This is a genomic window from Geobacillus sp. JS12, assembly GCF_001592395.1.
Lineage (GTDB): Bacteria > Bacillota > Bacilli > Bacillales > Anoxybacillaceae > Geobacillus > Geobacillus zalihae.
The window spans coordinates 2,817,723-2,839,235 of the sequence record NZ_CP014749.1 but is presented as its reverse complement, the minus strand read 5'-3'; the positions used below and the strand labels follow the sequence as shown (position 1 = coordinate 2,839,235).

Below are 21,513 nucleotides of genomic sequence, written 5' to 3'. Positions count from 1 at the left end.
GGCGCAAAGGAGAAATCCGCTAAGCGTTCCAACAATATAAACGTGTTGCTCACACTTCGCACCCTCTCGGAGAAAATCAGGAGGACTTTTTCGTACCGATGTTGAATGAATCCTTGACACACAAGGAAAGTGTAAGAGTTTTTTCTTGTAATTGAATAACGATACGTTGGCACGCCATCTCGACCGTCTGTATGAGGCTGGCATTTACCGCATCTTTCAGCGCCGGGTGCGTCAGTTTATTACACTAGAACACCCATTGAAGGGTTCTGGAGGCCGCAAGCTGACCCGGCCGACGGGACAGGCGGTTTTTGTTTGAGTATGTGCAAGTCGTCCCGCTGGAGCTGTCGGATGGACGCATCCAACGCGCACTGGATCGTTTCCTCAATTTGGATCAGCAAAGGGTTCTGCAGGGATTGGTCGTGGATGAGAGCATTTACGTGTAACGTCATATGGAACGACAAGCGATGGCAGAAAAAGGATGGCCATCGTTTGTCGTGTTGGCTAAACTGTGATTCTATATAGATGCAATTTGAAGATTTACCATTTGCAACTTTTACCGAGTATTTGATCGACTGTCGGGCGACCGAACAATGCCGCTTCCAGACCCATATATGGGTCTGTGAAGCAGGCGGTTGTTCGGTCTTCCGTCACGCCAAGGCGTGACGGAGAAGCCTGTGGCTTTCCTCCGACAGTCGAAAAGGGGAAAACCGCTTTTCCGTCAAGGATATGTTAAACTTCTTCGTTGCATCTATATAAAAACATCGGTTGTATGTGCATTGGCTACAGTAAGCCAATGTAAGAGAATCAACAAAACAGGAGAAGCAGAGGCCCTTGTTTCTGTAACACAACGTTACAACATAGAAACAGCTGTTTTTCGTTTTTCCTTTGTTACAGCCGAGCGCCGTCCCCTTTACTTTTCCCTTCCGGCGCGGTTTAGTAATAGTAGATGGAGCCAACAACAAGGCGTTGCTGCGGTCCGCAGCGCTGGGCTCAATCAGTTGGGCTGCTGTCCTTTCCGATCGTTTCCGTCTCCCGTCTCAGTTGTTGATACATTTCTTTCGCCAGCCGCTCAAGCAAGTAGACGACCGGAAGCTGGGTGGTGACATCGGTCTGCCCGATCCGCTCCGGTGTGGCGTAGTACGTCAAGTTGTAGTCCGAGATGTTTGCGAGTGTGCAATGTTTCCGATTGGTGATGCTGATGATCGTGCTGCCGTTTTCCTTGAAGCGGTGCACTTGGGCGAGCGTATAGGACGTCTCTCCAGACACCGACAAGGCGATCACGGCGCAGTTGTGGAAATAATGGCCGTAAATCGGAAAAAACGGATCCTTGATGTAGACGGAAAACTTTTGAAACGCGGAAAAATAACGCGAGCCGTATTCGGCCAAAATGCCCGAGCTGCCCGATCCGACGAAAATGACGTGATCCGCCCGGGCGATCACAGCTGCCGCATCCAGAATGGTCCGCTCGTAATCGGTCGTCAGCGTCCGTTCGAAAAATTCCTTAAGCACCTCTTGACTGCTGATGATCGCGGTTCGCTTTGTCTCGCGTAAATACAGCTTCCATTTCGTTTTAAATTCACTGAACCCTTCGCAGCCGACCTTTTTGCAAAAGCGGAGCACAGTCGGCGGCGAGACATGGACGGCTTCGGCGAGCTCGCGGATGCGCATGTACGCGACTTCATGCGGATGTTTCATCACATAGTCGTAAATGGCGTAGTCGAGTTCGGAGAACTGAGCGATTTGTTCGGGAGTGAACATCGGGATACCTCGCTTTCATGGGACAGAACATGCGATAGCCGGGAAAGGATGGCGCTTTCAAGCCCACTGGTTGATTCCTACATTGATTATACCATGCCCAACTGGGCGAAAGGGGAAGAGGAGTATGGGGAAACGATTGAAAATGGCGACGATCGGCGGCGGGTCAAGCTACACGCCGGAATTGGTCGAAGGGTTGATCAAGCGTTATCATGAATTGCCGGTCGGGGAGCTGTGGCTTGTCGATATTCCGGAAGGCAAAGAAAAACTCGAAATCGTCGGCGCCCTTGCCAAACGGATGGTCGAAAAAGCCGGTGTGCCGATCGAGATTCATTTGACTTTGGATCGCCGTCGGGCGCTAGAAGGAGCTGATTTTGTCACGACGCAGTTTCGCGTCGGCGGTCTTGAGGCGCGGGCGAAAGACGAGCGCATCCCGCTCCAATACGGGGTGATCGGCCAAGAGACAAACGGTCCGGGTGGATTGTTTAAAGGGCTGCGCACCATTCCGGTCATTTTGGACATCATTCGCGATATGGAAGAGCTTTGCCCCGATGCATGGCTGATCAACTTCACAAACCCGGCTGGAATGGTGACGGAAGCCGTCTTGCGCTACACGAAGCAGGAAAAAGTCGTCGGTTTGTGCAACGTGCCGATCGGCATGCGCATGGGCGTCGCCAAGCTGCTTGGCGTTGATGCCGACCGCGTGCACATTGATTTTGCCGGCTTGAACCATATGGTGTTTGGCTTGCACGTCTATCTGGACGGCGTCCGGGTGACGGAAAAGGTGATCGACCTCCTTGCCCATCCGGATCGTTCCGGTGTGACGATGAAAAATATCGTCGACCTTGGCTGGGAGCCGGATTTCCTAAAAGGGCTGAAAGTGCTGCCATGCCCGTACCACCGGTATTACTACCAAACAGACAAAATGCTCGCCGAGGAACTGGAAGCGGCGAAAACGAAAGGAACCCGCGCCGAAGTCGTCCAACAGCTCGAAAAAGAGCTGTTTGAGCTGTACAAAGACCCGAACTTGGCCATCAAGCCGCCGCAGCTCGAACAGCGCGGCGGGGCGTACTACAGCGACGCCGCCTGCAGCTTGATCAGCTCCATCTACAACGACAAGCGCGACATTCAGCCGGTCAACACGAGAAACAACGGCGCCATTGCCAGCATTCCGCCAGAATCAGCCGTTGAGGTCAACTGCGTCATCACAAAAGATGGGCCGAAACCGATCGCCGTCGGCGACTTGCCGGTCGCGGTGCGCGGGCTCGTCCAGCAAATCAAGTCGTTCGAGCGCGTCGCAGCCGAAGCGGCGGTCACCGGCGACTACCAAACGGCGCTCGTCGCCATGACGATCAATCCGCTTGTGCCGTCTGACACCATCGCCAAACAAATGTTGGACGAAATGCTTGAAGCGCATAAAGAATACTTGCCGCAGTTTTTCAAACAGACCAAAGCAGCGGCTGGAAACTAAGCTATAGTGGACTGACAAGGCCGCCAGTGACAGGCGGCTTTGTCATTTCATCGTGAAAAGCCGCACAACACAAGGGCTTTCTTCCCGTTCACGTTCCCCTTATTTTAGACAAAATCAATGCTTTTCACCAGCCTTTTCGGCAGGATTTTGCCTAAGGCGCGGCGAAGAAAATAAAGGAAGTTCAAATATCACAAGGAGGGAGACCGTGTCCGAAACGCGAATCGACCATGATCGGCTGTTTAACATCTTTCCGAAAGAAGTCTCCCACTTCTAAACGAAGTGAAAGTGGGAGATGAATTTTGGTTAGGTATAGCCTAAAATTGTCTCTTTTTTTGTGTGTTATGATATATAAGTTGCAATAAAGATTTTCCGATTGTTCGATTCTGTTTTCCTTCATAACAAGTCATTTTGATAGAATGCAGCGGGCGCTCTACTGGATGTAAAACAAAGTTTCAACTTATATACAATCAGTTTTAGAAAAAATATATCGAAAATCAAGGTATGAAGTGATGTGGTGTCGATATGGCAAACAAAGCCTATCAGTTCCGTCTATACCCAACAAAAGAACAAGAACAACTGCTCGCCAAAACCTTCGGTTGTGTCCGTTTCGTGTATAACAAAATGCTTGAAGAGCGCATACAAATGTTTGAAAAGTTCAAGGACGATCAAGAATCCTTGAAACAGCAAACATTTCCGACCCCTGCCAAGTACAAAAAGGAGTTTCCTTGGCTAAAAGAAGTGGACAGCCTTGCGCTGGCAAACGCCCAATTGAATTTGCAGAAAGCATTTCAACACTTCTTTTCTGGCCGCGCTGGATTTCCCAAGTTCAAAAACCGCAAGGCGAAACAGTCGTACACCACAAATATGGTAAATGGCAACATCAAGCTTTCAGATGGCTGTATCAAGCTGCCCAAACTGAAATGGATCAAGCTCAAGCAACATCGGGAGATTCCTGCCGACCATATCATCAAGTCTTGTACGATCACGAAAACCAAAACAGGAAAATACTATATTTCTATTCTCACAGAGTACGAACATCAACCTGCCCCAAAAGAAGTACAAACGGTTGTTGGGCTTGATTTTTCCATGAGTACGTTGTATGTCGATAGCGAGGGTAAGAGAGCCAATTATCCTCGATTCTATCGCAAAGCATTGGAAACATTAGCGAAAGAACAGCGTAAATTGTCTCGTAAAAAGAAAGGCTCGAATCGTTGGCACAAACAGCGTCTGAAAGTAGCGAAGCTGCATGAGAAAATTGCCAACCAGCGCAAGGACTTTCTGCATAAGGAGTCGCACAAATTAGCGAAACGGTATGATTGCGTGGTCATCGAAGACCTCAACATGAAAGGGATGTCACAAGCCCTCCATTTCGGTCAACGCGTTCATGACAACGGCTGGGGCATGTTCACCACTTTCCTTCAGTACAAGCTGGCCGAACAGGGGAAGAAGCTGATCAAAATCGACAAATGGTTCCCCTCGTCCAAAACGTGTTCGTGCTGCGGTCGAGTCAAGGAGTCTCTATCGCTTTCTGAACGTACATTCCGCTGTGAATGTGGATTCGAGAGCGACAGGGACGTCAATGCGGCTATCAATATCAAACATGAGGGCATGAAACGATTGGCGATCGTCTAACTTGTCCTCGAACCGTGGGGCACACGGGGATCGCTCGGTCAACTTCCCATCATGAGATGGGATTACCCGAGAAGCCCCCACCTCTAAGCGAAGCGTAGGTGGTGGGAGTATGTCACGGAGTTGTTGTCGACGTTTTTTGAAGAGTTTTTGCTTCTGTTTTTCCCGCATGTGTATGAACAAGTCGACTTCCGCCACATCTCCTTTTTGTCCGAAGAGGTGTTTACGGATGTGGCAGCTGGCGAAAAGCACCGTGTCGATCTATTAGTGGAAACAAAGTTGAAGGGGGAAGCCGGGCTGATCATCGTCCATATCGAGCACCAAAGCTACACGCAGCCGGCGTTTCCCGAGCACATGTTCCTTTATGTCAGCCGTTTGTTTCAAAAATACCGCCGCCGCATTCTGCCCGTTGCCATCTTCAGCTATGACGCCATCCGCGATGAACTGTCCTCGTTCACCATCCAGTTTTCGTTCCTAACCGTTGTCGATTTCCGCTTTCTTACCGTTGAACTGCGCAAGTTGCCATGGCGCGAGTACATTCGCCACGATAACCCGGTCGCCGCCGCTCTGTTAAGCAAAATGGGGTATAATGAAAGTGAAAGAGTGGCCGTGAAAAGAGAATTTTTGCGCATGCTCGTCCGTTTGGAGCTTGATGAAGCGAAACAGCGGCTGTTGTTTGGCTTTTTTGAGACGTATTTGCGGTTGTCCGAACAAGAGGAACTCGAATTGCGAAACGAGGTGAACGAAATGGAAACGAAGGAAGCGAAAAAAGTGATGGATCTCATCGTGTCGTACGAGCAACGGGGGGTGGAAAAGGGGATGGAAAAAGGCAAGATGGACGTTGCGAAACGGATGTTAGGGAAAGGATATGATGTGCCAACGATTTGTGAGTTGACCGGACTGCCAGTGGAGGCGGTGGAAAAGTTGAAAGAGTAAAAAATGGGGAGACGCCGTTCCAATGCAGCCAATCTGTTTCGGAACGGCGTTTTTTTTTTTTGCTCGTTCTGCACTTGATGATGGGCATGGCCACCGCCGCATGGCGAATGATGACGGCCAGACTGACCCCTATTTGTATTTCATATAGATGCAATTTGAAGATTGACCATTTGCAGCTTTTATCGACTGTCGGGCGACCGAACAACGCCGCTTCCAGACCCATAGATGGGTCTGTGAAGCAGGTGGTTGTTCGGTCTTCCGTCACGCCTTGGCGTGACGGGGCAAGCCTTTGGCTTGCCTTCGACAGTCGAAAATGGACAAACCGCTTTTCCGTCAAGGATCTGTTCACCTTCTTCGTTGCATCTATATCTATACAAGCTTTTGCTGTCATCGAGAAGCAGAGGAGAGCGATGTGCGGCCGCGGCAGGCGGGAAGAAAGGAGAGACACGGCATCCATTTTCTTTTTTCTAGGCTAGCGCCCCGACGTTCGTGTACAATGGCGGTAGGAGGAATCAAGATGTGCGATTGGTGGAAACGGCTGTTTTACGGGGGCGGCATCGCCCTGCTCTTTGCAAGCGCTTCCTTCACCGCCTATTGCGCTTGGAACGTGTATGCGTATCCGAAATCAGAGAAGGAACGGGTTCCGGAAAAAACAAAAGAGGCATATCATTTCGTGCTTGTGCCAGAAGAACTCGATAATGATTACTGGCGGCTCGTGGAAAAAGGAGCGAAAGCAGCGGCGAAAGAACTGGGGGTTGACCTCGAGTATATCGGTCCGCGGCAGGCGAATATTGATGAGCATTTGCGCATTTTGAAAAAAGCCGCAGCAGCGAAAGTCGATGGGATTATCACACAAGGGTTGACGGAAGCGGAATTTGTCCCAGTGATTAACGAAATCACGGACAAGAATATTCCTGTGGTGACAATCGATACGGATGCCCCGACGAGCCGACGTGTCGCCTATGTGGGAACGGATAATTATTATGCCGGTTTTCTCGCGGGACGGGCGTTAGCTGAGGATACGAAGGGCAAAGCGACGGTCGCGATTATTACCGGCAGTTTGACGGCGGCGCACCAACAGCTGCGAGTGCGCGGATTTGAGGATGCGGTGAGACAGGAAAAAGGCATCCGCATCGTTGCCATCGAAGAGTCGCACATTACGCGTGTACAAGCCGCGGAAAAGGCGTATACGATTTTGAAAAAGCACCCGGATGTGAATGCGTTTTACGGCACGAGCGCGCTTGATGCGATTGGCGTTGCCAAGGTGGTCGAGCAGTTTCATCGGGAGCAAAAGACGTATATTATTGGTTTTGATACGCTTCCTGAGACGATCCGCTATTTGCAGAAAGGAACGATTGCGGCGACCGTGGTGCAGGAGCCGTATGAAATGGGATACAAGGCTGTCAAAATGATGGCCGAGATCGTCGCCGGGAGAGACGTGCCGGCGGTGACGAATACGGAGACGAAAGTCATTCGGAAAAAAGACTTGCCGCTGCGCCCGGCGCGCAATTATGAGGTCAACACGCCATAACGTTGGCATTTGCAGCTCCTATAGAAAACGAGTAAAAAAGTGTTTTTCTTGATCGTTCCTTGTGTGCAAAGAGGAGTCAATGCGACTCTGATTTGGGAAACAGCACGTTCTATTCGAACAACAGCTTGGCAGGGTGAACGGAAAGCGGCGGAAGATGGGGGAGCGCCGTCAAAACGGTGGGGTGTGCGATGAAAATATGGATGGCTGTCGCATTCAAGTACGCCCATTTGAACGCGGCGGCGCCTTCATCGGTTCGATCAGCTTGACGTTGGAATCCGTTTTAGCTTGAAACGGCACGGGGATGGTGCAGACAACAAAGCGCTGGGGACAGCGGGGGGAAAGCCAGGATGAACATCCGCACGAAGATGCTGCTTTGTTTTACCGTTTTTTTGCTTTTGTTAAATGGAGCGGTGTTTCTTTTGTACCAAACGAGCGAAGAGATGATGAGCGATTATGATCAACGGATGCGCCGATTGCTGTTGCTGAATGAGGTGTCGCAGCGGACGAATCGGATGACCGAACAACTCAATGCGTACGTCTCGGAAAAAGAAGGACGATACGCGCGCGCGTATGAGCGGGAGTTCCGCTGGCTGCAGCAACGCCGCCGGCAGCTCGGCGCCATCTTGCCAGTGCTGTCCGACCGGCTGGCGGCAGAAAACTATGAACATATGATTGAAAGTTTGTTAGAGGAAGCGGCGCTCACGGTCTATCATTTTCAGTCTGGAAATATTGGTTTGTACTCATCCCATCTGCATGAAACGATGAATATCGCCTTATTTTTGCAAGAAGAAACGTTAAACTTCATCGACGATGAGTTAACGGCTTATCAACAGCGGTATGATGAAGTCGAGCGGCGCAACCGCTATTTCCGGTATATGGGGATGGGTCTGTTTGCGACAACACTCTGCCTCGGTGTGCTGCTCGCTGTGTTTTTCTCTGGCAGTTTGACGAAGCCGATCATCCACCTCGCGCATGCAGCTCAGGCAATCGGTGCCGGACGGCTCGATGGACCGGATGTGAGGCCGACAACGAACGACGAACTGCGGCTGCTTACGATCACATTTAATGATATGCGCCGCAATTTAAGGCAGCTGATCGAAGAAATGAAACAAAAAGCGGAGCTTGACCGGCTCGTGAAAGAACTTGAACTGAAAAGTTTGCAAAGCCAGATCAATCCGCACTTTTTGTTTAATACGCTCAACACCGTTTCCAAGATGGCGTATTTAGAAGAGGCTGAGCAAACATCAAGGCTCATCGAAGCAGTGGCGGCGATTTTGCGTTACAACTTAGGGGACTTGCAGCGGACGGTGGCACTTGCTGAGGAGGTATGCATCGCTCGCGAATATTTCTTCATCCAACAAACGCGCTTTTTTGATCGGATTAAGTTTTCCATTGAGGCGGAATCGGCCTGCCTTGATCAACGGCTTCCGCCGCTTACATTGCAGCCACTGATTGAAAATGCATTCATTCATGGCATCGAATCGTACGAACGGGGAGCCGAATTGACCGTATCCATTTGTGAAAAACATGATCGGGTCGTCATCGAAGTGAAGGACAATGGCGTCGGCATGGACGAGCGGATGAAAGCGGAACTCGAGGCGTTTATTCGCGGCGAAGAGACGTCGGCGCGCCGTGAGCAAGGGCGCGGCCATTCGACCGGCATCGGTCTGCGCAATGTCATCCGTCGGCTGCAATTGTTTTACGGAGTGACGGACGTGGCGGAAATTGAATCAGCGCCGGAAAAGGGGACAACCATTCGGTTATTATTGCCGCGATGGCAAGGAGGGATGAGCAGTGAAAGTAGCGATCGTGGATGATGAGGCGCTCGAACGGAAAGCGTTGCGCAAAATGATCGGCAGCCATCTCCCGCATGCTGAAGTCATAGCGGAAGGCGCCAACGGGCGTGAGGCCGTTGAGATTGCCAAACAATATCGCCCCGATGTGATGCTCATTGACATTAAAATGCCTGGCCTCGACGGGCTCGGGGCGATCGAAGCGATCCGTCAGTTCGATTTGGACATTTCTTTTATCATCGTTTCTGCCTTTGATTTGTTTGACTATGCTAGGCAAGCCATGCGCTTTGGTGTGAAGGAATATTTAGTAAAGCCAAGCCGAAAGGAGGACGTCATCTCCGCACTGCAGCGGGTGAGCGAGGAAGCGGCAGCCAAGCGGCAAGCGGAAGAGCAGCACCGTCAGCTGGCAGAACGATTTCACCGTTTGCAGACGCTCGTTGAAAAAGAATGGTTGTCCGTATTGATGATCGAGGATGTGCCGGCAGATGAGTGGAAACGGTGGGAGGAGTTGCTCCCATTTTCCGTCGTTTCAGGGATGTTTCTCGTCATTCAGTTTCCTGCTGGCAACCGGGCGGAAGAATGGAAGCGATGGGTGGAGGAACGGCTCAGCGAACAGACGCCTGTTCGCTATATGACGGGCTGGATGGCGAACGGACGCTTGCCGGTGCTGTTGTTCCAAAGCGATCATGATGCTGCGATCGCCTGGCGGCCGGCTGCACAGTCGTTGGCGCTCGAACTGGTCAGCCAGTTCGCCCTTCGCTATAATGATACGCTTTATATCGGGCTTGGCTCCCCGGTTTTGCACCTTCATGAGTTACGGTCATCGTATTACGAGGCGCTGTCGGCTGTCCATTATTATGCTAAACGTCAAAAAGCGCGGGTTGGGTTTTTGCCTGCGGAAGCGATGCGTCCGGAAAGGGAAGCCGAGCAGGAAAAACAGTTGCTTGAGGCGGTGCGCCTTGGTGACAGCGAACAAGCACGAATGCTCAGCTTCGCTTATGTCGATGAGCTTCTCTCTTCCTATTCTCTCTCGGCGGCATGGCGTAAGATGGATGAGCTGTTCGTTTCGCTTGCCCGTTTTCTTGCTGAGCTAGGTGTTCGTTATGAACGAACTTCTTCGTTTTCCTCCTGCGGTTCAGAGGAGGAATTGAGACGAGCGATGGTTGATGAGCTTGACCGCATCGTCATACAGGTGGAAGTATGGCGCCAGCAGCAAGCCCACGGCAAAATCGGCAAGGCGAAGGACTACATTGACCGCCATTATGCCGAGCCGCTGACGCTTGAAGAGGTGGCCGAACACGTTGGGATGAGCCCGCATTACTTCAGCAAACTGTTCAAAGAGCAGTTTGGCATCACGTTTATCGATTACGTGACGAACGTGCGCATCGAACGGGCGAAAGAAGCGCTCGTTCGCACCGATTGCAGTTTAAAAGAAATTTGTTTTTCGGTTGGCTACAATGACCCAAACTATTTCAGCCGCGTGTTTAAAAAACAAACGGGCTGGTCGCCGAGTGAATACCGGAAAAAACTGCAGAGGCGGTAGCGGGTGCAGCCTCGCCTACATTGAGAAGCCTATGGGCTTGCCCTGAATTGCGCGGGCTTTTTTAGTGCTGTGCGCCCGCTCTCCCGTTGAGGGGGCAAACGGTTTGAAAAGAAGGGAGGCTGATGAGGCAGCTGTCGTGACTTGTCAATGATCCACCACTTACATTCCACTATTGAAACAGAGCGTTCCTGCGTGAATAGAGAAGGCCGGTGAAAAACGGCTGTCACGAGCAAATCAGCGGCATTTTGCTAAAAAAGAAAGCTGATCCTGCAAGGTTTTTCTAATTGAGAAACAGATGAAACTGGCAGTATTTTGCACGAAATCACCAGCCCTATAGAAGACGGTTGAACATCAGCTGTTTGCCTTCCAGCGATTTTGAGAAACATCGGGGGCATGCAGTTTCTCCAATGGAGAAACTGCATGATTCATCCTCATTTTCCATTGCCTCACCCGTCTCATCGACAAACCGCTTTTCGTTTTTGCTCCACAACAAAAAAGTGAAGAAAAACGCAAAAAAGTGAAGAAATCAAGTCGGAATCAGAGGAGTGGTGCATGATACAATCATTGTTGAAAGGGTTTTCAAAAGAGAATAAAGGGGGAGGAACATGCGAAAGAAAGCATCCGCATGGCTGGCGTTGGCGCTTGGAATTGGGATGGCGCTGTCGGGCTGCAGCAGCTCGAACTCTTCATCCGATCACGCCAAACAAGGCAGCCAAAAAGCGGGAGAGAAACTCGAGATTTTCAGCTGGTGGACCGGAGCCGGCGAGGAAGACGGCTTAAAAGCGCTCATCAAACTGTTCCAAGAAAAATATCCGGATATTAAAGTCGAAAACGCCGCGGTCGCCGGCGGGGCCGGAACGAACGCCAAGGCGGTGTTGGCGAGCCGCATGCAAGGGAACGACCCGCCATCAACGTTCCAAGTGCACGGCGGAGCGGAGCTGAATGAAGGCTGGGTTGCGGCTGGCAAAATGGAGCCGCTCAACGATTTGTATGAAAAAGAAGGCTGGATGGACAAATTCCCGAAAGCGCTTATCGATATGGTAAGCAAAGACGGCAACATTTACTCCGTGCCCGTCAACATTCACCGCGGCAACGTGCTCTGGTACAACAAAAAAATCTTCGCCGACAACGGACTCCAGCCGCCGAAAACGTTCGACGAGTTTTTCCAAGTGGCGGATAAGCTGAAAGCAAAAGGCATTACGCCGCTCGCCTTGGGCGACAAAGAGCCGTGGGCGGCGACGCACCTGTTTGAAAACGTGCTGCTTGGCACGCTCGGAACGGAAAACTACAAGAAGCTTTGGACGGGCGAATTGTCGTTTAACGACCCACAAGTGAAACAAGCCGTCGAGACGTTTAAGAAAATGCTCGGTTATATTAACGAAGACCATAGCTCGCGCAACTGGCAAGACGCCGCCCAGCTCGTTGCCGAAGGAAAAGCGGCCATGTACGTGATGGGAGACTGGGTGAAAGGCTATTTTGTTAACGATTTGAAATTGAAGGTGAACCAAGACTTCGGCTATGTGCCAGTGCCGAATACGGAAGGCAAGTTTATGGTCATCACTGATACGTTCGGCCTGCCGAAAGGCGTGAAAAACCCGGATGATGTAAAGAAATTTTTAGCGGTGCTTGGCTCGGTGGAAGGGCAAGATGCGTTTAACCCGCTGAAAGGCTCCATCCCGGCCCGCATCGACGCGGATCCGTCCAAGTACGATGAATACGGCAAACAAACGATGCAAGACTTCAAAACAGCGGAGCTGGCGCCGAGCTTAGCGCACGGTTCAGCAGCGCCGGAAGGGTTTGTCACGAAGGTCAATCAGGCCGTCAACATTTTCGTGACGCAAAAAGATGTGAAGACGTTCATCGATACGTTGGCTTCGGCTGCAGCAGAACTGAAGAAATAATGGAGAAAAGGGGACGGGAGCCATTCTCTTCCCTTTTCGCCATCATGAGGGGGAATCGTAGTGGAAACGGTCAACATCACGCCAGCCGAGAAGACAGCGGCTGTCCCTACGGTGCGGAAAAAGCGGAAATGGACAGCCGACCATTGGCTGGCCGCCGCATTTTTGGCGCCGTCGGTCGTACTGATTTTCTTATTTGTGTACGGGTTTATCGGCTGGACGGGGTATGTGTCCTTGAGCAACTGGAACTCCCTTGTACCGGATTGGTCGTTTGCCGGGTTGAAAAACTATTTGTATTTGTTTCATGATTTCCGCTTCCAGGCCGACTTGCGCAATACGCTCGTGTTTACGGTGTTGTTTATCGCCGCCGTCATCGTGCTCGGCCAGCTGCTTGCCATTTTGCTTGACCAAAAGCTGCGCGGCGAGTCGCTGTTCCGCAACATTTTCTTCTTCCCGATGGCCTTGTCATTTGTCGTCACCGGAGTCGTGTGGCAATGGCTGTTCAACCCGTCAACGGGTGTGAATCTATTTTTGAAACCGCTTGGCCTTGATGGAAAATGGTATACGGATACGAACATCCTTGGCGGATTCCATTGGGGGAAAATCGAATTTGGCGTTCCTGTCGCCATCATTGCCGTTGTCGTGGCGGCCGTCTGGCAAATGACCGGATTTGCGGTGGCGATGTATCTCGCCGGCCTGCGCGCCATTCCGGATGAAGTGCGGGAAGCGGCGCGGATGGACGGAGCGACCGAGTTTCAATTGTATTGGAAAATCATTTTGCCGCTGCTGCGGCCGATCACCGTCAGCGTCATCATCATTATGGCCCATATTTCGCTGAAAATTTTCGATTTGATTTACGCCATGACCGGGCCGGGGGCGAACTTTGTCACCGATGTGCCGGGCGTATACATGTTTGAAACGACGTTCCGCGGCAACTATTACGCCAACGGCGCGGCGATTGCGATCGTGATGCTGCTGTCGGTCGCCATCTTTATCGTTCCGTATCTTATCTCAAGCCGGAAGGGGGGATCGTGATGGCGAGATCCGTGTGGGCGCGGCCGTTTTTGTACGCATTGGCCATCGCTATGAGCGTGTTTTTCCTCATGCCGGTGTATGTCATGGTCGCCACGAGCTTGAAGCCGCTTGATGAAGTGACACTGGCCGACATGTGGAAACTGCCGTCAACGATCGATTGGAGCAGCTACGCCACAGCGTTTGACAAGCTCGCCCCGAACTTTTGGAATTCGATTTTGCTCGTCGTGCCGGCGACGCTGCTCTCCGCGCTGCTTGGGGCGCTCAACGGCTACGTGCTGTCGAAATGGAAGTTTAAAGGAGCGGATACGCTCTTTACGCTCATTTTGTTCGGCATGTTCATCCCGTATCAAAGCATTCTCATTCCGCTCATCCAGTTTTTGCGCGAAATCGGGCTGTACAACACGATTCCGGGGCTCGTGTTCGTCCATGTCGTCTACGGCATTCCGATTACGACGCTCATGTTCCGCAATTTTTACGCCGCGATACCGGATGAGATGATCGAGTCGGCGAAAATCGACGGTGCAGGGTTTGTCCGCATTTTCCGATATATTATGCTTCCGCTGTCGATTACCGGGTTCGTCGTCGTGGCGATTTGGCAGTTTACAAACATTTGGAACGAGTTTTTGTTCGCGGTGACGATCACGACATCCGACAAACAGCCGATCATGGTCGCCTTGCAAAATTTATCCGGCAGCCAAATCGTCCAATGGAACGTGCAAATGGCAGGCGCCTTGCTCGCCGCGCTGCCGACTTTGCTTGTGTACATTTTCCTCGGCAAATACTTCGTCCGCGGCTTGCTCGCGGGGTCGGTGAAGGGGTGAGCCGATCAGCGGTGTAGATCAACAACCCCGGCGGACAATAGAATCGATTTCCCTATGTTTCAAAAAGCCGCTGATCCGCGGCTTTTTGCCATTGATGTCCTCTCCCTTTTTCCAGTAAAATAGATACAACAAAAGAGCAGATGAAGAAAGAGAGGCGTACATATGATTTTGGGAGCCATTGAAGCTGGAGGCACGAAATTTGTCTGCGCCGTTGGCGATGAACACGGCAACATCCATGAACGGGCGGTGTTTCCGACGACGGCGCCGGAAGAGACGATGGCGCACGTTATCGATTTTTTCCGCCCCCACAACGTGGAGGCGATCGGGATCGGGTCATTCGGCCCGGTTGATTTGCGCCCGGACAGCCCGACGTATGGGTATATTACGAGCACGCCGAAACAGGCGTGGCGAAACTTCGATTTTGTCGGCGCGATAAAGCAACATTTTCCCGTGCCGATCGGCTTTGACACGGATGTCAACGCGGCGGCGCTCGGCGAGCAGCGCTGGGGGGCGGCGCGAGGACTTGACAGCTGCCTGTACATGACGGTTGGCACCGGCATCGGCGTTGGGGCGATCATCGAAGGCCGCCTGTTGCATGGGCTGCTTCACCCGGAGATGGGCCACATGTTGGTCCGCCGCCATCCGGATGACGCGTTTGCCGGCATTTGCCCGTATCATGGCGACTGCTTGGAAGGGATGGCGTCCGGCCCCGCGATTGAGCGGCGCTGGGGGAAAAAGGGGGCGGAATTGGCGGACCGCCATGAAGTATGGGAGTTGGAAGCCTTTTATCTTGCCCAGGCGATCACCAACTACATCCTCATTTTATCGCCGAAAAAGGTGATCACGGGCGGGGGCGTCATGAAGCAGACGCACGTGCTGCCGCTTGTGCGCCGTCATGTGCAGGAATTGCTTGGCGGCTATATTCAGCACGAAGCGATTCTCGAGAAGATCGATGAGTACATCGTCCTCCCAGGGCTTGGCGACAACGCCGGCGTGGCGGGCGCGTTGGCGCTTGCGGCGAGGGCGATCGAATAGCAAGAACGGCCGTCCACCGTCTTCAATCAGGCGGTGGGGCCGTTTGTTTTTTGTTTGAAGGCAGGGGCTCTGACCGACTGTTCAAAAAACTCGTTCAAAAATCGACCTATTGGTCAAAAAAATATCGTTTTTGAGTTGCAAATCTGTATAACATTAGTTTATAATTAGTTTGACCATCCGGTCATGGGTGATATGGAGGCGAGGACAATGATCCATGCTCGACGGTTGGTGGAATGGCTGCAACAACAAGGTGTGCGCGCCGATTTAGTGAAACCGCGCGCGCTGCTGCCGTCGTATCGGCAGTGGATGAGGACGAATGGGAAAGGAATGAGTGGCTGCCATGGATGAGCGGCGCGCCCAATTTATTGAGGCGGCGTTGAAATTGTTTGCTGAAAAAGGGTATCACACCACTTCCATTCAAGATTTGGTCGAGGCGTGGGGGATTTCCAAAGGAGCGTTTTATCACCATTTCGCCTCAAAGGAGGAGTTGTTGCTTTCGGTGCTCCGCTACTACAGCGAAAAAATGGTCGCTGATTTCATGGCGGACGGCGGGGAAGGGACGGAAAAAGAGCGGTTTGTCCGCCAGCTGGCTGCCCATTTTTCTCACATTCGCGAGTACAAAGACTTTTTGCGTATGATGATGTCGGAGCAATTGCCGAAAGTCAATCCGGAAGTGGAACGGTATATGTTCCGCCAGCATGGGCGCCTTTTTTTATGGTATTGCACGCGCCTAGCGGAGGTCTATGGCAAGGCGGTTGGTCCGTATGTGTATGATGTGGCCATGATGACGAACGGCATCATCAGGCAATATTTGTTTTACTTCTTTTTTCGCGAGGAGGCGTTTGATGCGGACGAGGCAGCTCGTTTTCTTGTGCGGCGCATTGATGCCATTGTCGCTAGCTTCACGGCTGAGGAGCGTCCGCTTTTGACGGAAGAGTCGTTTGCGCCATGGGTGAAGATGGAGGAGCAGGAGCGAGAGCGTCAGCGGGAGCGGCTGGCTTCGGCGTTCGCCGCCGTCCGGGAGGCCGCCAATGGACTCAATCCGAAGCAGGGGAACGATGTGCTGGAAGCCATAGCGGCGCTGGAGGAAGAGCTGCTTGGACGGCACGCGCCGCCCCGTGCCTATATCGTCGAAGCGCTGCTGTTGTATTTGCGTCATCAACAAACGCCTCAACTGGCGCCGGCTTTGGATGCATTGGTCAAAGAAATGGATGAATACCAACGACAAAACGGATGGGAGAGAGAAGTATGGAAAAAGCGGTAACAGTGCCAGCGATCACCATTCGTCATCGTCCGTTGCTCATTACCGGGCTGATCATTGCCATGCTGTTTGCGGCATTAGACGGGACGATCGTCGGCACGGCGATGCCGCGCATCGTCGGGGAGCTTCACGGATTGGGGATTATGACGTGGCTGACGACAGCGTATATGTTGACGTCAACGACGGTCGTGCCGATCGCCGGCAAGCTCGCCGACTTATTGGGTCGTCGGATTGTCTATGTGAGCGGGTTGGTCATTTTTATGGCTGGTTCGGCGCTTTGCGGCATGGCGAACGATATGACCGAGCTCATCATTTACCGCGGCATTCAAGGAATCGGCGGCGGGATTATGATGCCGATGGCAATGATTGTCGTTGGTGACGTGTTTACGGGGAAAGAGCGGGCGAAATGGCAAGGAGTGTTCGGTGGTCTGTACGGTCTCGCTTCAGTGCTGGGCCCGCAAATCGGCGGCTTTATCGTCGATCATTTGAACTGGCGTTGGGTGTTTTATATTAACTTGCCGGTCGGCATTTTAGCGACCGTGCTGATTGCGATGGGGTTAAGCAAATATAAAGCTGAAGGGCCAGTGAAATTCGACGTTGCCGGGATGGCGACGCTGACGGCAGGTGTCGTCAGCTTATTGCTTGGGCTGACATTTGGCGGTGACCAATATGCGTGGGGCTCATGGCAAATCATCTCGCTGTTTGCGGCGGCGGTGATCTTTTTCGCCTTGTTCGTTTGGGCAGAAAAGCGGGCGGAGGAGCCGATCATTCCGCTTTGGCTCTTCCGCAACCGGACGTTTACGTTGTTAAACGGCATCGGCTTTTTCATGAGCGTCGGTATGTTCGGAGCCATCATGTTCGTCCCATTTTTTATGCAAGGGGTGGTTGGGGTAAGTGCCACAGAGTCAGGAACGATTATGACACCGATGATGATTACGATGATTATCGGCAGCGTCCTTGGCGGTCGACTGGTATACCGGATCGGGGTGAAGCCGCAGCTGATCATCGGCATGGCCGTTATGGCGTCCGCATTCGGGCTGCTTGGCACGATGGATGTCGATACGTCAAAATGGACGGCAACGCTGTATATGATCGTGCTTGGACTCGGTACAGGGCTCGTGATGCCGATTTTAACGCTTGCTTTGCAAGAAAGCTTTCCGAAATCGGAGCTTGGCGTGGTGACATCTTCAAGCCAATTTTTCCGCTCGATCGGTGGGACGTTTGGCATGACAGTGCTCGGGGCCATCATGAATCATCGTTCGAGCACTTTGCTTGACGAGCGGCTCATGCCAAAGCTTGAAGCGCTGCCGGCGCAGGCGAAAGGGCTTGTCGACCGCTTTGCTGATATGATTCATACCGACCCGCAAGGATTGTATTCTGTCTTGCTCAGTCCGGAAGCGATGGCGAAAATTCCAGCGCCGCTTCGGGACATGTTCGTGCCGGTGCTGAAGCAGTCGCTTGTCGATTCCCTGCAGGCGGTCTTTTGGTTCGGGCTCGCGTTTATCGCGGTGGGCTTGCTTTTGGTGTTCGGCTTGAAACGGATCGCCTTGTCCGATCGGGCTGAGGCGATGAAGCCGTTGAAGCAGGCAAAAGAGACTGAGTGAAGAAAAGGAAACGGCGGACCGCGCCTTTTCGGCGAGAAGGCGGGCCGCCTTTTTTGTGGGCGGCAACGAACAAAAGAGCGATGAGGCATCCAAAGGTAGGCGTCGGTTTGCTTTTGTGCCGCTCATTTCGCCGGGCGGGTCTCGCATCAACGCGATGCTCGGCGCTTGGCAGCTTCACGGTGACGATCGGCAACGGGCGGCTACGGCGCGCCTGCATCCGCGCTTTGGCCGAAGACGCGCGAGCGGGTGAGAAAGCGGACGCCTTCCGGGCCTTCAAGCGAAAACATGCCGCCGCGCCCCGGAACGACATCGATGATGAGCTGCGTATGCTTCCAATATTCATATTGCGCCTTGGCGATGTAAAACGGGCAGCCGCCGATTTCGCCAAGCAAAACGTCGGAATCGCCGACGATCAACTCGCCGAGCGGGTAGCACATCGGCGAGCTGCCGTCGCAGCAGCCGCCGGATTGATGGAACATGAGCGGGCCGTACTTTGCTTTCAGCTTTTCGATTAACGCTAACGCTGCTTCGGTGGCGATGACTTTCGGTTCTTCAGCCATTGGGTGTCCCTCCTTTGCATTCATGCATTTCGTTTGTTTTCGGTATGGACGGTCGATCGGCGGATCGGCGGCCCGCCGCTTGGCGGAGAATGAGTGAAACAACAGCAATGTCATCAAGGTAAAAGAGGGTGTCCCAAACGGACCGGGACACCTTGTCAACATGGTATGGTGGGCTCTTCGCCTCAAAACGAGGAGGCGATGAAAGAGCGGGTGGGTGAGTATTAGAACAAGCCCAGTTTTTTCGGCGAATAGCTGACGAGCAAGTTTTTCGTTTGTTGGTAATGGTCAAGCATCATTTTGTGCGTTTCGCGGCCGATGCCGGACATCTTGTAGCCGCCGAACGCCGCATGGGCCGGATAGACGTGGTAGCAGTTCGTCCAGACGCGGCCAGCCTGGATGCCGCGGCCAAAGCGGTACGCGGTGTTGATGTCGCGCGTCCAGACGCCGGCGCCAAGGCCGTACAGCGTCTCATTGGCGATGGCAAGCGCTTCGTCGTGGTCTTTGAACGTCGTGACCGCGAGCACAGGGCCGAAAATTTCTTCTTGGAAGATGCGCATTTTGTTATGTCCTTTGAAAATCGTCGGCTTGACGTAATAGCCGCCGGCGAGCTCCCCTTCCAGTATGTTCCGTTCCCCGCCGATCAAAAGTTCGGCGCCTTCCTGTTTGCCGATGTCGATGTATGACAAAATTTTCTCGAGCTGTTCAGAGGAGGCTTGGGCGCCGATCATTGTTTCCGTATCGAGCGGATTGCCTTGCTTGATTTGCTTGACGCGTTCAAGCGCCCGTTCCATAAAGACGTCATAAATCGACTCATGGATGAGGGCGCGCGACGGGCATGTGCACACTTCGCCTTGGTTCAGAGCGAACATCGTAAACCCTTCAAGCGCCTTATCGAGAAACTCGTCATCGTTGTCCATCACATCAGCGAAGAAAATGTTCGGGGACTTGCCGCCAAGCTCAAGCGTGACCGGCACGATGTTTTGCGAGGCGTACTGCATGATGAGCCGTCCGGTCGTCGTTTCGCCGGTGAATGCCACTTTCGCCACACGCGGGTTCGAGGCGAGCGGCTTGCCGGCTTCTAAGCCAAAGCCGTTGACGATGTTGACGACGCCAGGTGGGAGCAAATCTTCGATGAGTTCGATGAGAACGAGGATCGACGTCGGCGTTTGCTCCGCCGGTTTCAAGACGACGCAGTTGCCTGCGGCCAATGCCGGGGCGAGTTTCCATGCCGCCATGAGAATCGGGAAGTTCCACGGGATGATTTGCCCGACGACGCCGAGCGGTTCTTTGAAATGATAGGCGACCGTGTCGTGATCGATTTCTGAAATCGTGCCTTCTTGCGCGCGGATGCAGCTGGCAAAATAGCGGAAATGGTCGATGGCAAGCGGAATGTCAGCCGCGAGCGTCTCGCGGATCGGCTTGCCGTTTTCCCACGTTTCGGCGACGGCCAGCATTTCCAAATGTTCTTCCATCCGATCGGCGATTTTGTTCAGCAAACGGGCGCGCTCCGCTGGAGACGTGCGTCCCCATGCGTCTTTGGCCGCGTGGGCGGCGTCAAGCGCCAGTTCGATGTCCGCCGCTTTGGAGCGCGGCACTTCGCAATACGGCTGTCCGGTGATGGGCGTGATGTTTTCAAAATACTCGCCGTCGACCGGCGGCACCCATTTGCCGCCAATGAAGTTTTCGTAGCGCTTTTTAAATGTGACGAGCGCTCCTGGCTGGCCTGGTTGAGCATAGATCATCCCCGATTCCTCCTCCATTTGAGTTTTTTGTATTCGCTTACAAAGGAAAGAATATTATAAAAATTCTTTCCAATGAATACAATATCATGACTGAACAATACTGTCAAATCGAAAATGTCCATGCAGCCGTATAGATGGTGATGAGAAGAGGCGCCCCGCTGCGTTTGGGGCGCCCTTGGTTGGCTTCAAGGACTTGAATCGACGGTTCGGCCATCAATCGACTTCCAAGCCTTCCAGCCAGCGGCTTGCGTAGACGCTGCAAAGATGGTGGAACACTTCGATCGCCTCGTTCGGGTCAGCTGCAAAAAAGGTGCTGGCGGCCGTTTCGTTTTCTTCGCGGACGAACTCAAGCAAAAAGTCGGTGGCGATCCGGTTGAACAAAAGAAGCGCGCCGTAGGAGCGCTCAAGCTGGCGTTTCCGCTCGAGCGGGTCATCGATGGACAAAAACGGACGCTCATAGCGGGCCGTCATCTCTGACAGCCGGCGCTGGATCTTGCGCTGGGCGTCCGTGAGCATCGCCTCGATCGTCTGTGGCGATAGAAAGGTTTGCTCGCGCAGCATATAGCCCCAAATTTGCTTGAGCGCATGGGCCGATTCGCTCGCAAACGCGATGTTGCCGAGCAGATCGGCAACGTATTGCTCGTCGTCATCAGTTTGAATGCGCAGCTTCATAATGATTTCGAGCACATCGGAATGAATTTTTTCTTTCTGCCATGATTTCGTCAGCTCATGAAGCAAGACGGAAAGCGAGCGTGCCAATTCTTCTTTCGTCATGATCAGCCAGTCCTTTCCCAGCAACATCATTCTCTTTCACATTGTATCATGACGGCTGTCTGGATAAAGCAGATCCGTTATGTTTCCGAATTGACGGAGGAAAACGGCGGTTTGAGCGAAGATTG

General features: G+C 52.7%; 18 protein-coding genes and 1 pseudogene. 15 read left to right on the top strand and 4 right to left on the bottom strand.

Translation table 11 applies throughout. The annotated features are described in order from the left end of the window. Positions 1 to 187: 187 nt before the first annotated feature. A pseudogene (locus A0V43_RS19325) lies at positions 188 to 443 on the top strand (IS1634 family transposase); the annotation flags it as partial. A gap of 547 nt (positions 444 to 990) precedes the next feature. On the opposite strand, the gene A0V43_RS13895 reads toward A0V43_RS19325, so the two are convergent. Further along, a complete protein-coding gene (locus A0V43_RS13895; protein ID WP_063193373.1) occupies positions 991 to 1,758 on the bottom strand; it encodes a MurR/RpiR family transcriptional regulator in 768 nt (255 codons plus the stop codon). A 124-nt stretch (positions 1,759 to 1,882) separates the two neighbouring features. Between A0V43_RS13895 and A0V43_RS13890 the strand changes: the two genes are divergently transcribed. From A0V43_RS13890 to A0V43_RS13835, 14 genes are all read left to right on the top strand, one after another. Continuing rightward, entirely contained in the window at positions 1,883 to 3,226 is a 1,344-nt protein-coding gene (locus A0V43_RS13890) for a 6-phospho-beta-glucosidase (RefSeq protein WP_063193372.1), read from the top strand. Between the two features lie 522 nt (positions 3,227 to 3,748). Next, positions 3,749 to 4,858: an RNA-guided endonuclease InsQ/TnpB family protein gene (locus tag A0V43_RS13885; RefSeq protein WP_063193371.1), complete on the top strand. Its 1,110-nt coding sequence runs from the start codon at positions 3,749 to 3,751 to the stop codon at positions 4,856 to 4,858. A gap of 120 nt (positions 4,859 to 4,978) precedes the next feature. Then, on the top strand, positions 4,979 to 5,791 hold the full coding sequence (locus A0V43_RS13880; RefSeq protein WP_063193370.1) for an RpnC/YadD family protein: 813 nt from the start codon (positions 4,979 to 4,981) through the stop codon (positions 5,789 to 5,791). A gap of 517 nt (positions 5,792 to 6,308) precedes the next feature. Continuing rightward, a complete protein-coding gene (locus tag A0V43_RS13875) occupies positions 6,309 to 7,322 on the top strand; it encodes a sugar-binding protein (RefSeq protein ID WP_063193369.1) in 1,014 nt (337 codons plus the stop codon). Between the two features lie 154 nt (positions 7,323 to 7,476). Continuing rightward, the gene (locus tag A0V43_RS20815) at positions 7,477 to 7,611 is read left to right on the top strand and encodes a hypothetical protein (protein ID WP_255396861.1); all 135 of its coding nucleotides are present in this window, start codon (positions 7,477 to 7,479) and stop codon (positions 7,609 to 7,611) included. Positions 7,612 to 7,669: 58 nt separating this feature from the next. Next, positions 7,670 to 9,139 (top strand): sensor histidine kinase, encoded by a 1,470-nt coding sequence (locus A0V43_RS13870; protein WP_063193368.1) that lies wholly within the window; start codon positions 7,670 to 7,672, stop codon positions 9,137 to 9,139. After that, the gene (locus A0V43_RS13865; protein WP_063193367.1) at positions 9,117 to 10,658 is read left to right on the top strand and encodes an AraC family transcriptional regulator; all 1,542 of its coding nucleotides are present in this window, start codon (positions 9,117 to 9,119) and stop codon (positions 10,656 to 10,658) included. The genes A0V43_RS13870 and A0V43_RS13865 overlap by 23 nt, the downstream gene beginning before the upstream one ends. Before the next feature lie 605 nt (positions 10,659 to 11,263). Next, on the top strand, positions 11,264 to 12,559 hold the full coding sequence (locus tag A0V43_RS13860) for an ABC transporter substrate-binding protein (protein ID WP_063193366.1): 1,296 nt from the start codon (positions 11,264 to 11,266) through the stop codon (positions 12,557 to 12,559). 60 nt (positions 12,560 to 12,619) lie between these two features. Beyond that, positions 12,620 to 13,591: a carbohydrate ABC transporter permease gene (locus A0V43_RS13855; protein ID WP_063193365.1), complete on the top strand. Its 972-nt coding sequence runs from the start codon at positions 12,620 to 12,622 to the stop codon at positions 13,589 to 13,591. Next, complete coding sequence (locus tag A0V43_RS13850; protein WP_015375924.1) at positions 13,591 to 14,412, top strand: carbohydrate ABC transporter permease; 822 nt, start codon at positions 13,591 to 13,593, stop codon at positions 14,410 to 14,412. Before A0V43_RS13855 ends, A0V43_RS13850 begins: the two co-directional genes overlap by 1 nt. A gap of 162 nt (positions 14,413 to 14,574) precedes the next feature. Next, a complete protein-coding gene (locus tag A0V43_RS13845) occupies positions 14,575 to 15,447 on the top strand; it encodes an ROK family protein (RefSeq protein ID WP_063193364.1) in 873 nt (290 codons plus the stop codon). Between the two features lie 207 nt (positions 15,448 to 15,654). Then, positions 15,655 to 15,795 (top strand): hypothetical protein, encoded by a 141-nt coding sequence (locus tag A0V43_RS19865; protein ID WP_011232673.1) that lies wholly within the window; start codon positions 15,655 to 15,657, stop codon positions 15,793 to 15,795. Continuing rightward, positions 15,788 to 16,711: a TetR/AcrR family transcriptional regulator gene (locus tag A0V43_RS13840; protein WP_063193363.1), complete on the top strand. Its 924-nt coding sequence runs from the start codon at positions 15,788 to 15,790 to the stop codon at positions 16,709 to 16,711. Before A0V43_RS19865 ends, A0V43_RS13840 begins: the two co-directional genes overlap by 8 nt. Further along, entirely contained in the window at positions 16,696 to 18,312 is a 1,617-nt protein-coding gene (locus A0V43_RS13835) for an MDR family MFS transporter (protein ID WP_063193362.1), read from the top strand. The genes A0V43_RS13840 and A0V43_RS13835 overlap by 16 nt, the downstream gene beginning before the upstream one ends. 200 nt (positions 18,313 to 18,512) lie before the next feature. Here A0V43_RS13835 and A0V43_RS13830 read toward each other — a convergent pair whose 3' ends face one another. The 3 genes from A0V43_RS13830 to A0V43_RS13820 form a co-directional block, all read right to left on the bottom strand. Then, a complete protein-coding gene (locus A0V43_RS13830; RefSeq protein WP_015375908.1) occupies positions 18,513 to 18,872 on the bottom strand; it encodes a DUF779 domain-containing protein in 360 nt (119 codons plus the stop codon). 221 nt (positions 18,873 to 19,093) lie between these two features. Then, the gene (gene adh / locus A0V43_RS13825; protein WP_063193361.1) at positions 19,094 to 20,614 is read right to left on the bottom strand and encodes an aldehyde dehydrogenase; all 1,521 of its coding nucleotides are present in this window, start codon (positions 20,612 to 20,614) and stop codon (positions 19,094 to 19,096) included. Between the two features lie 213 nt (positions 20,615 to 20,827). Next, positions 20,828 to 21,415, bottom strand: coding sequence for a hypothetical protein (locus tag A0V43_RS13820; protein ID WP_033006607.1), 588 nt, complete (start codon positions 21,413 to 21,415; stop codon positions 20,828 to 20,830). Positions 21,416 to 21,513 lie beyond the last annotated feature (98 nt).